At 60.2% G+C, this 13810-nt stretch carries 11 protein-coding genes; 5 read left to right on the top strand and 6 right to left on the bottom strand.

Translation table 11 applies throughout. The features are described 5' to 3' along the window. Positions 1-119: 119 nt before the first annotated feature. Complete coding sequence (locus NH396_RS03645; RefSeq protein ID WP_054555939.1) at positions 120-1751, bottom strand: BCCT family transporter; 1632 nt, start codon at positions 1749-1751, stop codon at positions 120-122. Between the two features lie 576 nt (positions 1752-2327). On the opposite strand from NH396_RS03645, the gene NH396_RS03650 reads away from it, so the two are divergent. Then, positions 2328-2639 (top strand): hypothetical protein, encoded by a 312-nt coding sequence (locus tag NH396_RS03650; RefSeq protein WP_043332181.1) that lies wholly within the window; start codon positions 2328-2330, stop codon positions 2637-2639. 222 nt (positions 2640-2861) lie between these two features. Here NH396_RS03650 and NH396_RS03655 read toward each other — a convergent pair whose 3' ends face one another. Both NH396_RS03655 and NH396_RS03660 read right to left on the bottom strand, forming a co-directional pair. Beyond that, on the bottom strand, positions 2862-3923 hold the full coding sequence (locus NH396_RS03655; RefSeq protein WP_253061745.1) for a capsular polysaccharide synthesis protein: 1062 nt from the start codon (positions 3921-3923) through the stop codon (positions 2862-2864). A 299-nt stretch (positions 3924-4222) separates the two neighbouring features. After that, positions 4223-4960: an HAD family phosphatase gene (locus tag NH396_RS03660; RefSeq protein ID WP_253061747.1), complete on the bottom strand. Its 738-nt coding sequence runs from the start codon at positions 4958-4960 to the stop codon at positions 4223-4225. Between the two features lie 272 nt (positions 4961-5232). Between NH396_RS03660 and NH396_RS03665 the strand changes: the two genes are divergently transcribed. Then, positions 5233-6021: an OBAP family protein gene (locus NH396_RS03665; protein WP_054555938.1), complete on the top strand. Its 789-nt coding sequence runs from the start codon at positions 5233-5235 to the stop codon at positions 6019-6021. A 136-nt stretch (positions 6022-6157) separates the two neighbouring features. Here the strand turns inward: NH396_RS03665 and NH396_RS03670 are convergent, their stop codons facing one another. Beyond that, positions 6158-6346 (bottom strand): DUF3008 family protein, encoded by a 189-nt coding sequence (locus tag NH396_RS03670; protein WP_131431876.1) that lies wholly within the window; start codon positions 6344-6346, stop codon positions 6158-6160. Between the two features lie 218 nt (positions 6347-6564). Here NH396_RS03670 and NH396_RS03675 point away from each other — a divergent pair, with 218 nt between their 5' ends. Further along, on the top strand, positions 6565-8013 hold the full coding sequence (locus tag NH396_RS03675; protein WP_253061749.1) for an amidase: 1449 nt from the start codon (positions 6565-6567) through the stop codon (positions 8011-8013). A 226-nt stretch (positions 8014-8239) separates the two neighbouring features. Here the strand turns inward: NH396_RS03675 and NH396_RS03680 are convergent, their stop codons facing one another. Both NH396_RS03680 and NH396_RS03685 read right to left on the bottom strand, forming a co-directional pair. Then, positions 8240-10081 carry a dipeptidase gene (locus NH396_RS03680; RefSeq protein WP_253061751.1) on the bottom strand — a complete coding sequence of 614 codons (1842 nt, stop codon included), beginning with the start codon at positions 10079-10081 and terminating at the stop codon, positions 8240-8242. A 261-nt stretch (positions 10082-10342) separates the two neighbouring features. Next, positions 10343-11233: a LysR family transcriptional regulator gene (locus NH396_RS03685; protein WP_253061753.1), complete on the bottom strand. Its 891-nt coding sequence runs from the start codon at positions 11231-11233 to the stop codon at positions 10343-10345. A gap of 134 nt (positions 11234-11367) precedes the next feature. On the opposite strand from NH396_RS03685, the gene NH396_RS03690 reads away from it, so the two are divergent. Both NH396_RS03690 and NH396_RS03695 read left to right on the top strand, forming a co-directional pair. Continuing rightward, positions 11368-12483: a 4-oxalomesaconate tautomerase gene (locus NH396_RS03690; protein WP_253061755.1), complete on the top strand. Its 1116-nt coding sequence runs from the start codon at positions 11368-11370 to the stop codon at positions 12481-12483. Between the two features lie 183 nt (positions 12484-12666). Further along, complete coding sequence (locus NH396_RS03695; RefSeq protein ID WP_253061757.1) at positions 12667-13800, top strand: tricarboxylate transporter; 1134 nt, start codon at positions 12667-12669, stop codon at positions 13798-13800. The last annotated feature ends 10 nt before the right edge of the window (positions 13801-13810 follow it).

The raw sequence follows: 13810 nt of genomic DNA on the forward strand, positions 1-13810 counted from the left end.
GCCGCTCACATCTCCTGTGAGCGGCGTCTTGTCGTTCTGAGCCTGCCGTGAAGACACGCATTGACGTCATGAGCTGAAGGCAATGAGCTCAAGTCGATAAGTTCATGCCTCGACTCGGCTCAATGATGATCGCGCGGGTTCACGCGACGATTCTTGACGTCCGGCGCACGGCGGATGCGATCTTCCTCGGCCAGGCTGTCAGCCTCGAAGATATCCGCACCGACCGGTGTCTCACCATGACGGCGATACAGCTGACTGAGCATCTGGCGACGATCAGCCCGCAGCTCCTTCACCAGTACCACGATCATGCCGTAGATGATGAAGGTGAACGGCAAGGCCGAGAGTACCGAGGCTGACTGCAAGCCCTTGAGACCGCCCGTCGAGATCAGCGTCAAGCAAATGGCCGCGATCAGCACGCCCCAGGCGATACGCTTGTAGAGCGGCGGATTGATCGAGCCGCCGTCGGTCATCTGTGCCACGATGTAGGACGCCGAATCGGCGGAGGTCACCAGGAAGATGAAGATCAGCATGATCGCGACCACCGACAGCACGCTGCTGAAGGGCATCAGGTCGAACATCTCGAACAAGGCAGACGTGATGTTGGCATCCGTCGCGGCCGCCAGACCGACATCACTGGCCAGCTCCATGTTGATCGCCGCGCCACCGAAGACACCGATCCACAGGCACGCCAGCAGCGGCGGCACGATCAGCACGCCCACCACATACTCCTTGATGGTGCGGCCACGCGAGACACGCGCGACGAAGGTGCCGACGAACGGCGACCAGGCGATGACCCATGCCCAGTAGAAGACGGTCCAGGAGCTGTTCCAGTCATTGCCGTCATAGGGCGACATGCGCAGGCTCATGCCGATGAAGTTCTGCAGATAATCGCCGATGCCCAGGGTGATCGTCTTGAGAATGTCCAGCGTCGGGCCGGTGAACAGCACATACAGCATCAGCGCGATGCAGATGCTCATGTTGAGGTTGGACAGGCGCTTGATGCCCTTGTCGAGCCCGGACCAGGTCGAGGCCATGTAGGCACAGAACATCACGCCCATGATGATGAACTGCCATTGCCAGCCTTCTTCCACGCCGAAGACGAAGTGCAGCCCCCCATTCATCTGCAACACGCCCAGGCCCAGCGATGTCGCGACCCCCATCACGGTCGCCACCACCGCAAAGACATCCAGCACCGGGCCGTAGCGGCGCACCTTGGGATGCTTGGCCGTCACGGAAGACAGCACCGAGGACACCAGACCCGCCTGTCCCTTGCGGAACTGGAAATAGGCAATGATCAGGCCGACCACCGAGAAGGCAGCCCATTGATGGACGCCCCAATTGAAGAAGGCATACTGAATGGCATAGCGCGCAGACTCGGGCGTCTCGCCCGGCATATCGGCGAACGGCGGCTTCAGATAGTGCTGCATGGGTTCCGCCATGCCATAGAACACCAGCCCGACGCCAAACCCTGCTGCCAACAGCATGCTGACCCAGGAAAAGAAGGTATAGGAAGGCCGGCTATCCTGCGGGCCGAGCCGGATCTTGCCATACTTGCTCAACGCGAGACTGATGAGAAAGATCACGAAACCAAATACGGATATCAGATAGAACCAGCCGAACATGCTGGTCACGGCGCCGAGCGCCTGATCTGCCAATTCACCGAAACGGGTGGGGAATCCTGCCCCCAATGCGACCAGCCCCAGAATGATGATGACCGACGCGCTGAATACGCGCTTTCCTCCAGATGTCATAAATCGCTACTCCCTGTGAGCTGTGACAGCGGTGAGGTGGATCGCGCACCAGCGAGAAACGAGTAGCGTATCGCCAACGAATATTCGCAGTGCCTTCTAGACATGAACCTGATTCCCCAGAACTTCAAGGGCAGACGACGCCAGCAGCACAGGAAAATTTGTCACTGTCTGTACAGGTAAGCGTTTGCCCCAGCCGGGCCACAGCCTCCGCGTGGAAGGAGAAAGCCGGTTTTGAAAGGTCAGTGCAGGCTTTGAAAGGACAGTGCAGACCTTAGAGAGACAGCGCAGGCCTTGGAAGGACAGTAACGAAGGAGCAGAGAGACGGGAAGTCCCGGGCAAGCTGGCCAGTCACGATGGCGAGATCGCCAGATAACCTCTACATTACTTGTACGATAGTTATAAAACGCGATTCACCGCCGACATGACATCCCACTGAGGACATTCCCGATGCCTGCCCCCACTACTGCAACACACCCGCCACGCACCGCTGTGACCCCCACCCACGCGTCGCCTGCTACCCCACTACCCCCAAGCCAGCTCGCCGATCAGCCGCTCGCCCACCAGGACGAGACCAGCATGACACTCGAGTCGCTGGCACGCGCACTGCAGCACGGCATGGTGCCGGTGGTCGAGGTCATGTCACTGGATGGCATCTACAAGGTGAGAATCCATCATTGCCACGGCATCTCGGACCTGACGCGCAATGATCACAGCGCGCTTTGGTTCAAGGGTACCGGTGAGATACGCGACTTGATGGGCGCACGCGGCATCAGCCACGGCGTGCTGACCTGGGCGGATCAATGGGGAGATGAAATGATCGGGGTCGAATCGCGCAGCCTCAATCAGGAAGAACTGCTCGCCTGGGGCACGCGTATCTGTTTCAAGTGAGGAATAGCCTCACGATGCCAGGGAAGATACCAGAGCCTGCGACTTCACGGACACAGGCACCTTGGCGAGAGCCCACCAGGCTGAGGGCCTTCAAATGATGGGGGGGCGGATGACAAGCCAAAAGAGCCTGCAGCCAATGGCCACAGGCTCTTGTTCTTTTACCCTATTCAGTACTCACTCTATCCAGAATTTACTCTAACCAGAATTTTAACCAGCCAAGTTTCACGCTGAAGCAGAGCTCACGCTGACACGAGGCTCAGCCTCTTTGGTGTCAGCCAGCAGGGACAGAAGGTAGTCTTTGCGCTTCAGAAATACGGGACGCTGTTGGTAATCTCTTTTATAGGTCTGCTTGGATACCAGCGCCTCCTGGAATGCTTCAAACTCCTCTCCATTCCCTACGTAGCGATTCTCGAGCGACATGAAGCGCTCTATATCCGCCGAGGTCAGGTATTCCCGCAAGCTGTCATTGAGATAATAGCTGAACGAAAAATACGGCATGAAGCCAAAGCGCTCGGCACGGCGGACAAAATCCGCATAGAGCAGCTCAGGATGCTGGCGCCCGACCCCCAGCTTCGCGTGATTCTTGGCACGATTGGAAATGAAGATCGCACTGCGCCGGTGCAAGAAAAGATGTTCCAGAAACAGGCCCAATGTATGGGTCACGATTTCCCGTCCTTGCACCGCCGCAATGAACCAGACCTCCATCGGCCTGGCGGGCGCCTTGCTTTGACGAAAGGTGAAAAAGCCCAGTTCACTCATTGCCACAGGCAACCACTCCGACAATGGCGTCAGGCAGAACGTCGTGCTGTCAGCCCAGACTCCCCCGTAGCGACTCAATAGATACAGCCGCAATACGTCCGCCTTGATGGCAGGGTTCAACCTGACCGTCGACAGCTCGAAGGCAGCAAGGAAATCAAAGCCAAGTACCTGCTGGATATTGTCATCACTGAGCAGTCGCACTTCGTAGTCTGGATTCAGCGCCTGCCAAGACCTGACGCTCAGACGTACGACTTCCGGTGCTGATTCCAGCGGAGCATCCCAGTACATCCAGATTATCTTGGGTTGGACTTGTGACTGAGTCGCCGCCCCCGGGTTGGGCCCCAATGACGCCGCACGCTGCAATTCTGCGAGTGAATCCCGTGCTACCTGGTAACGTGGACTCTGTGGCGACAGCTGCGCGATTCCATAATGCGCATTGTAGCGATGGCTGAACCACGCAACATGCTTGCGCAGCCAATAGCCCTTATTCTCGAAAGTATCGCTTCGAATGAATGCATTGATCATCAGGCAACCCAGGTATTAGTTACCCATGACAGCGCATAGGTAACGATAAATAACGCGAATCGCGTAAAAATACCGATAGTTTGCAGAATTGTCTAACAGAAGGGAAAACTCGAGGAAATGTGCAAGGCCGGATGAGTCGAGGACAAGTCTTGGCCTTGTGACAGGGCTTGCAACAGAGAATGAAGACTTGTCATCGATGAAGCTGTTCACCGATGACAAGAATCAGGAAACCACGTAAGCAGCATTCGTCTTTCAAGACATGCCAGCTGAGCGGTCAGCGCACATATCAGTGCAACACCTCACTGGCTGATGGCTTCTTCATTGGCCACGAAACCGGCATCAGCGCACAGGCGGCTGAATTCATCCCAGTGTTGCATGACCTGCCAGGCGCCCGTGGTCCGCAGCACCTCGGCGTGACCCGGCGGGATGTGGCTGGCACCCAGATGGCCGACGACCTTGAGGCCCGCGGCCACGGCTGCCTGCATTCCCGTGCGGCTGTCTTCCACCACCAGACATTCCTCGGCGGAGCGTCCCAGCGTCTTGAGGGCGAGCAGATAGAGGTCCGGCGCCGGCTTGGGATTCATGACCTCATCGGAGGTGAAGATCGGCAGCTGCTCGTCGCCATTGGCCGCGGCAATCTCATCGAGAATGCCACGAAGCCCCGAGCTCTCGAGATTGATCTTCATGCGCTGCTCAGAGCTGTTGGACACGATCGCCAACGGCAGACGCTGATCGCGAATCCACTCCAGCGTCTCGCGCACCCCGGGCATGGCCTTGAGCGAGTCGGCCAGGCGGGCATCGACGAGATGGCGTACCTGGTCGAGCGCATCCATGGGCAGCGTGTGCTGACTGCGGGCTTCCAGGTCCAGCAGGATATCGCGCGTCATCATGCCCAGACAGCGGTCCAGCTCATGCTCGATCTGCTCTGCACTCCCCAGGTCTGGCAGCCAGACGGGAAGTTTTTCCTTGAGCACGCCATCAGCGATGATCTCGCTATCCACCAATACACCGTCACAATCAAAGATAAGTTGCTTCATGCGAGCTCCAATTCGAGAAAAGATGGCCGAAACACGTGATGAACAAGACACCTTGTCGCGCAAGGCATTGAGCGGCCACAAGAAGTGATATCCCTCATTGATGAGGGCAGAAAACTGAAAAGCAATCCCGACACTCTGCAGCAGACCTGGGCGAGGATTTTCCGAGGCAAGGCTGTCGGTAGGTGACTTGACGCGCTCAAGGGTAATGCACTGCAATGGCAACGTCATGACAGGAATTCTTGCCTTATCAAGACACCCATGCAGGAGGAAGTATGCGTCATCGCCATTCCCGCACATGCTCACATCCCTCACACTCGTCCGGCTTCGGCACGGGCCTTCTGGCCGGCGCCGCCGCGGCAACCGCCTTCTTTCTGGGCCGACGCCTCAACAGTGCTCGCAAGGTCAGTAGCGGCCATCCGCTGAAGCATCAGGTGCTCGATGCGGCCTCGCAGGTCATGCAGCGCAAGTATCCGATGGAAGCGATGAGTACCTATCTCAATGGCTTCCACCATTACGCCGATGACATGGGGCGTCAGGTGGAGGCCAGCCACTTCTGCATCCACCTGGAACATGATCTGCACCAATGCGTGATCTTCGATTCCAATCGCAGTGATGCCCGCTTGATCGGGATCGAATACATCATCAGCGCCGAGCGCTACGAGCAGCTGCCCGAGGAAGAGAAGCCGCTCTGGCACAGTCATCACTATGAAGTGAAGTCCGGCATCCTGGTGGCCCCGGGGATTCCGGAACTGGCGGAGCGCAGCTACTTCGAGGACCTCGTCACCACCTACGGCAAGACCTTCCACACCTGGCAGATCGACCGCGACGACTTCCCCTACGGTATCCCGCAGCTGATGATGGCCTTCACCCGTGACGGTCAGATCGACGAGGAGCTGATGAAGCGCCGTGATGAGCGCCTGGGCATCAGCACTGAGGAGCGCCGCCGGAAGCGCGCCGAGATTCCGCTGCCCGATGTCAGCCCCAAGGCCAACGGTGGCCCGACCCCGCCCGACAGCGAGTCCCACCAGCCGCCGCATGAGAGCCTGAACGACAGCCGCTGAGGCCAGCGGCGAATCAGCGACACAAGCCACGACACGCACCAACGACATGCATCTACGACAAGGCCTGGCAATCAATTGCCAGGCCTTGTCGTTTCAGCTATCGCGTCAGGAAGCCGCAATGGGCATCCCGCAGGGCTCAGCTCTGATTGTCGTGTCGCGGCTTGTCTTCACGTGGTGTCGAGGCCATCTTCTCGAGCTCCTCCTCACTCATGGAGTCATACATCGAGCGGGCGGCCCCATCCAGTTCGCTGACCTTCTGCTCGCCACGACGTGCTGACAGTGCTGCCCCGGCTGCCATCTGCTGTGCCTTGGACTTGGCTGGCATGATTATCCTCCCTCTGGGCGAATATCGTGAACCATGGTCGGCTGCCATGAGCTCGACCATGCCGCTTGTTGTCACTCTCCATAGGCCATGCGGCCCTCCTTCGCCCTTTTCAAGCCTCGCGATGCCTTGAGTTCCCCCTCTCTGACCCAAGGCCATGCAGGAGAGACAGATGACTGTCCTCAACAATAATATCGCCATCCAGCAGCAGGAGAGCCGCCATGCGTGACGTCGAATTTCCTCAACATCTTTCGCCCCATACTGCCAAGGATGACCTGACGGCGCTGGACGCCGAGCAACTGGCACGCGGGTATCAACGCGGTGAGTTCGACCCGCTACAGGTGACCCGAGCGGTGCTCGATCGTATCGAGCGACTCAACCCGCTCGTCAATGCCTATGTGCATGTCGCGCATGACACGGCGCTGGAGGAGGCGCGTGAATCCACGCAGCGCTGGCAGACCGGCAAGCCATTGAGTCCGCTCGATGGCATTCCTACCTCACTGAAAGGCCTGACCGATGTTGCCGGCATGCCAGCGAGAGCTGGCTCTCTGATCACGACGGCCGCGCCATGCCAGCAGGATGCGCCGCCGGTCAGGCGCTTGCGTGAGGCAGGCGCGATTCTATTGGGCAAGACCAACACCCCCGAGTTCGGCTGGAAGGCCGTCACCGACAACCTCGTGCATGGCGCCACCAGCAATGCCTGGAATACCGAACTGACTCCCGGTGGCTCTTCCGGTGGCGCGGCTACCGCCGCCGCCCTCAATCTTGGCGTGCTGCATCAGGGCGGAGACTCCGGTGGGTCGATCCGTATCCCTGCCGCCTTCAGTGGCATCTTCGGCTTCAAGCCCACCTTCGGCTGGACACCGCAGTGGCCACCCTCCAAGGCTGCCTTTCTGTCCAGCATCGGGCCCATGACCCGCAGTCCCCGTGACGCCGCCGCCATGCTCAATGTCATCGGCCGTCACGATGCACGGGACCCTTACGCCAATCGCGGCCAACCCGAGGATTGGGGCGCAGATATCGGCAAGTCGCTGGCAGGACTGCGCATCACCTACTCGCCATGTTTCGGGTCTGTCGAGGTCGACCCCGAGATCGCAAGCCTGGTGGAGCGCGCCGCACAGCGTCTGACGAACCTTGGCGCGGACATCGTGACAGTCGATCCCCCGGTCGAGGCAAGCCTCGAGACGTTTCGCAAGATCTGGTTCACCGCCTCGCTGGGGCTCTGGGATGACTGCGATGCCCAGCAGCGTGAACAGCTCGATCCCGGGCTGGTCGAGAATGCCATGTGTGCACGCGAATGGTCGTCGCTGGATCTCTTCAAGGCGCTTGAGGAGCGCTACCGGATCACCCAGGCGCTGGAGCAATTCAATCAGGATTACCACCTGTTGCTGACACCCAGCGTCGCCGTCACCCCCTTCGCCCTGAATCATCAGGTACCCCCGGATAGCCAGATGCATGACTGGGAGGAATGGGCACCGTTCTCGTACCCCTTCAACCTGAGCGGCCAACCTGCGGCGTCAGTGCCCTGTGGCTTCACGTCTCAGGGGCTGCCCGTCGGCTTTCAGCTGGCAGGCGGCAAGCACGATGACGTGCGACTGCTGCGGGCAGCCGCTGCCTATATGGATGCCTACCCTACCGCGCATCCCGCCGAGCCCTACCGCGCGAGGTGAGATCGCGGCCGCACTGGCTGACCGGCGACCTTCACATACGACAACGCCCGCCACTGCCCCTTCATCAGGGCGGTGGCGGGCGTTGGCTGTGATGCCTGTCATCCAGGCAACAGGCTATTTCCAGGAACTATTTCCAAGGACTATTTCAAAAAGCTATCAAAGGGGCTATTTCAATACGCCTTGCAAAAGGCGATTCATATGAACGCGGCCCCGTGAGCCGGCCCCGTTACTTGAGCGAATCCTGATTGCCGATACGCGCCATCATCTCGGTGAACATCTGGATGTCGAGCATCAGGTTATCGACCCGCTTGAACTCCTCGGAGGTATGCCCGGTATAGGTCTCGCCCGGCATGGACGGGCCGAAGTTGATCGCATTGGGCAACAGCTTGGCGGTCGTGCTGCCCGCGGAGGAGCGCGGCTCGGCCTTCATGCCGGTGGTATCCCCGAAGATATTGAGCAGCGTCTGCAGCCAGGCACCGCTGGGATCACGCAGCATCCAGTCGCGAATCTCGACGTTCAGCGTCATGTCCATGCCCTGCTCGCTGGCATAGGCGCTCAGCTTGTCCTGAATCGTCTGGCTCAATTCCTCAGGTGATTTCTCACCGGCGGGCGCGCGCACATTGACCGCGACCCGCAGCGCATCCTCCTCCTTGGCGAAGAAGGTCGGCGTCACCTTGAGCGGCCCCATGAAATCATGGGAATACGCGATGCCCAGCTGCTTGCCGTGATAGTCCAGCCCGTAGTTGTCGTTCAGGTAATGGATGGCATCTTCATAGGCATTGTCATGGAAATCGATGCCGGAGGTGGCAAGCAGGCCCGCCAGCCGTGTGACAGGATTGATGCCGTTGGCCGGCGCCGAGGAGTGGGCCGACTTGCCGGTCACTGTCACGCTGACCTCTTCGCCTTCCACCTCACTGGCGACGCTGAAGTCCTGGCCATGCTCCTTGACGTAGCGGCTGCCGAGCGTTTCAAGCTTGTGACTGAGCGCCTTGGCGCCCGCTGCGTCAGCCGCGTGCAGCGTGGCGGTGGAGCGCTCCGGAATCTGGTTGGTCGCCAGGCCGCCCTTGAAGTCGGTGATCGTCGGCAGAGCGTCGACTGCCTGATCAGATGAGACCTCGCCCGCCTTGGGCGTCAAGGGGAAGCGCGCATCGATGGTGCCGAAACCATTCTCGGCCGTGATCGCCGGATAACCGCTATCGAGCACGATGTTGTATTCCGGCAGGTCATTTCTGGCCTTGTAGTACTCGAAGCCATCACCACCGGTCTCTTCCGTGGTCTCGATCATCAGGCGAATGGTGCGCTTGAGCGGCACCTCATTCTCCTTGAGCGACTTCATGGCATACAGCGCCGCGGCGATAGAGGCCTTGTCATCTTCGGTGCCGCGCCCGTAGAGCTTGCCGTCGATCTCGGTCATCGCGAACGGGTCAAGATGGGTGCCGTCGTCGAGTGTCCAGCCCTCCTCGCCTGCCGGCACCACATCGCCGTGGGTCAGAATGCCGAACACGTCATCGCCAGTTCCCTCGAGCTCAACCTCGAAGACGCGATTGTCGACGTTACGGAATGTCAGGCCAAACGCCTCGGCGCGCGCCTTGATCAACTCACCGAAGCGCGCGATTTCCGGGTTCTCGAATTGCGGCTTCTCCCCCACCTTGGCGGTCGGGATCGCGACCATTTCCTTGAGCAGCGCCTGGACGTCATCGCCATACTGCAGACGGTTGTAGACCCCCAGCAGACGATAGATGTTGACGAAGGCATCGCCCTCAAGCGTCTCACCGGCCTGATACTGCTCGATGGCAGCCCTGACGGCCGTGTCCTGGGAATTGCGTTCGGCAACCTGGGTCAGAAAGCCATTGAAGTCCGGCGCCAGCTCCTGCCGGCCCTGTTCGATCAAGCTGACCAGCTGGGCACGCTTGAGCGTATGTTCACCCTGCGGCGCGCGCTTGCCCGTATCATCGGCCGCCATCGGCTCGTCTGCGCTGACAGTCAGCGCGCTGCCGAGCCCGAGTGCCAGGCCCAGCGCGAGGGCCGTCTGACGAGAGGTAGCGTGAGTGGCTGTGCGGGTACTCATGGGCATGTACATCCTTGTGTTAGGCAAGACGCTACATCGTCAATGGCCGCAGAGACAAGCGATGAAGAGAAGACCCTCACCGCCACCCGACGGCAGCTGACCACGCGACATCAAGACGGTTTCATCGGCCTTGCCGTGAAACATGAATGTCTTATACACAACCATCTTATGTACTAGGCCACGCCACGCCAACCCTGGCGAGAGGTACCTGCCACTCTGCTCTCCATTGTGGCCTTGGCCCCCTCACCCTAGACGAGCGACTCAGTTCCAGCGCTTGAGCAGAATCTCGATGAACAGTTCCGCGATCGGCGACAGGGATTCACCGCGCCGCCGCAGCAGGCCAATGGTGCGGTCAATGCGCGGTTCGGGCAGTTCACGCTGACACAGCACCTCGTGTTCCGGCCCCGGCATGGCCATCGACGGCAGGATGGCGACGCCCAGCCCGCTCTCGACCAGACCCAGTGACGTCGAAAGATGCTGCACTTCGTAGAAGCCATCCAGATGCAGGCCGGCGGACAGCAGGGTGTTGTCGAGCAGAATGCGGTTGCCGCTGTCACGCGAGACCGTGATCAGGCGCACATCATCCAGGTCGCTCCATTCCACGTGCTGTTTCTGTGCAAGAGGATGGTCTCGACGCAGGGCCAGCACGAAGGGATCACGATAGATGGAAGTGAAATCCACCGCCGGATGGTGGGCACTGACCATGTTGATACCAAAGTCTGCCTCTCCCGAAACCACCCTTTCGACCCCTTCATTGGCGCTGACATCCAGGATGCGAATCCGGATACCGGGATAGGCGGTATTGAATTCGCGCACCACGCTGGGCAGGAAGTAGAAGGCTGCCGTGGGCAGGCAGGCGATGGTCAGCACCCCCTTGCGGTGGGTGGCAAGCTCGCGGACGCCGACCAGCGACGACTCATAATCTTCGAGCAACTTGCGGGCTTTTGGCAGGAAATCACGCCCAACGGGCGTCAAACGACTTCTTCGCGTGGTGCGCTCGAGCACCTTGGCGCCCAGAATTTCCTCCAGTTTCTGGATGCGGCGCGACAACGCCGGCTGCGAAATATGCAGCCGTTCTGCCGCCTCATTGAAGGAATGATTCTCGGCGACCTCGACGAACGCCGACAGATCCAGAAACTCCAATCTATGCATGCAACTACCTTATTGTTTCAGTTTTCGGATTAATGCGCACAATGATGACAGTATAGGTTTTATTTGCATTTGATGCATAGATCATCGGCTGTGATGCTTCATGAAGGCGCAAACAGACAGGAGCGCGTTCCAACATGATGCATTCACTTCCTTGCATGATCCTTCGTGGCGGCACCTCTCGGGGTCCCTTCCTGCGTCTGGATCACCTCCCCGCCGATGACGAAGGGCGTCGCGAAGTTCTGCGTCAGGTCATGGGCTCCGGCCACGTACTGCAGATCGATGGCCTGGGCGGCGGCAATTCGTTGACCAGCAAGGTCGCCCTCGTCGGGCCGCCCAGTCATCCTGAAGCTGATGTCGATTACCTGTTCGCTCAGGTCGACGTAGAAGGCGACAAGGTCGACTTCTCGCCCAACTGCGGCAACATGCTGGCCGCCGTCGGCCCCTACGCCATCGAGACCGGCATGATTGCGCCGCAGGGCGACCTGACGCGTCTGCGGATTCACAACCTCAACACCCGCACGCTGATCGACAGCCAGGTGCCAACGCCCGGCGGCGCGGTGGCCTACCAGGGTGACACGCGCATCAGTGGCGTGCCCGGCGCCGGCAGCGCCATCAAGCTGGGCTTCCTCGGCGCGGTGGGCGCCAAGACCGGCAAGATGCTGCCCAGCGGCCAGGTCATCGACGTGATTGATGGCGTCGAGGTGACCTGTCTCGACTCCGCCACGCCGGTGGTGCTGATCGAAGCGGCAAGTCTGGGCTGGGCGGGCAACGAAGCGCCGGCCGAGATGGATGCCAACCGCGAGGCGATGGCACGTCTCGAGCAGATTCGCCTCAAGGCGGGAGAATTGATGGGCATGGGCGACGTCAGCGGCTCGGTGCTGCCCAAGCCGGTGATTCTCTCCGCCCCGCGCACCCAGGACGGCACTCTATGCGCCCGTTACTTCGTGCCGCATCGCTGCCATGGCGCCCTGGCCGTCACGGGGGCCATCACGCTGGCCGTTGCGACCAGCATCCCGGGCACCTTGGCCAATCGTGTGGCACTCGCAGCCGGCACTCTGGCACCGGATAGCCTGGCGGTAAACGTTCATCTGGAACATCCCGCCGGATTTCTGGATGTCGAGGTCGAGCATGCCAATGCCGACCCGATGACCCCCAGCCGCGCGTCTCTGCTGCGCACGGCACGCAAGATCATGAGTGGTGAGGTGTTCTTGAACCTCCCCGACTCGGTGGAAATGCCTGAGCGTGCATGACACGCCAGACGACCGCGCTGGCAAGTGCCAGAAGCGAAGAGTTCGTCGACAGGCAACGAGCTGGCACTGCAGCATATTGATTTACAATGAATTTTCGCTAAACGAAATAGTCTGACTGCGCCGCCATGCAGATAGCGCATCACTGATCGACAACGCATTCCAACAATAATCAGGAGTCAGACCATGTCCATCATCGTGTCTACCCCCAAGCGCCAGACCCTCAAGCGTCATGCCCGTACCACCGCATTGGCCTTCATGCTGCCCGTCATGGGCCTGATGCCACTGTCCTCAGCCGTTCACGCCGCGGCGGAAGTCCCTGACACCCTGACCTGGACCGTCCCGTTCGGTGTCGGGGGCGGCACAGACGTCTGGGCACGCTTCATGTCCAACTGGGTGACCAAGGACCTGCCGGGCAACCCGGCTGTCGTCATCGACAACGTCCCGGGCGGTGGTTCCATCACCGGCGTCAACTTGTTCAGCAAGCGTGCCGGCGATGACGGCGACGAGATGGTCGTCACCTCGGCCTCTACCCAGTACCCGGCCATGCTGCGCGACCGTCGCGTGCGCTATGACTATGCCGACTGGGAGCCGATCTTCGCCGCACCGACAGGGGGTGTCGTCTACGCCTCAAGCTCGCTGGGCAAGGACAGCGCCAGTGCGCTCGAGGCCCTCGCCTCCCAGGAAGTGAAGTTCGCCGGCCAGAACCCGACCGGGCTCGAGATGCCGGTACTGATGGCCTTCGATCTGCTCGACTTCCAGGTCGACCCGGTCTTCGGCATGAAGAGCCGTGGTGAAGGCCGTCTGGCCTTCGAACGTGGCGAAGTCGCCCTCGACTTCCAGACCACCTCCGCCTACAAGAGCAACGTCACGCCGCTGGTCGACGCCGGCCAGGCCGTACCGCTGTTCAGCCTTGGCGTGATGGATGACGAAGGCCATATCGAGCGCGATCCGTCCTTCCCGGACCTGCCGACCTTCTCCGAGCTGTATCTGGCCCAGGAGGGGCATTCACGTGACGACGAGGCCTACCAGATCTTCCACAAGTTCTTCGCCTCCGGTTACGCCATGCAGAAGATGCTGCTGGTGCCGAAGAACGTGGACCCGGAGCTGCTGGAGCTTTATCGCCAGGCCGCGCGTGATCTGGCCAAGGACCCCGAGTTCCTCAAGGATGCCGCCGAGAAGGTCGGGCCCTATGGCCTGATGGTCGGCAAGGCCGCCGCGACCCAGCTACAGGAAGCCATGCAGCTGAGCGAAGCCGAGCACGAATGGGTCAAGAACTGGCTGATGGAACGCCACAATATCCGCCTGCAATCTCGTTGAGGCGCGCAAT

The organism is Cobetia sp. Dlab-2-AX, from assembly GCF_024124625.1.
Lineage (GTDB): Bacteria > Pseudomonadota > Gammaproteobacteria > Pseudomonadales > Halomonadaceae > Cobetia.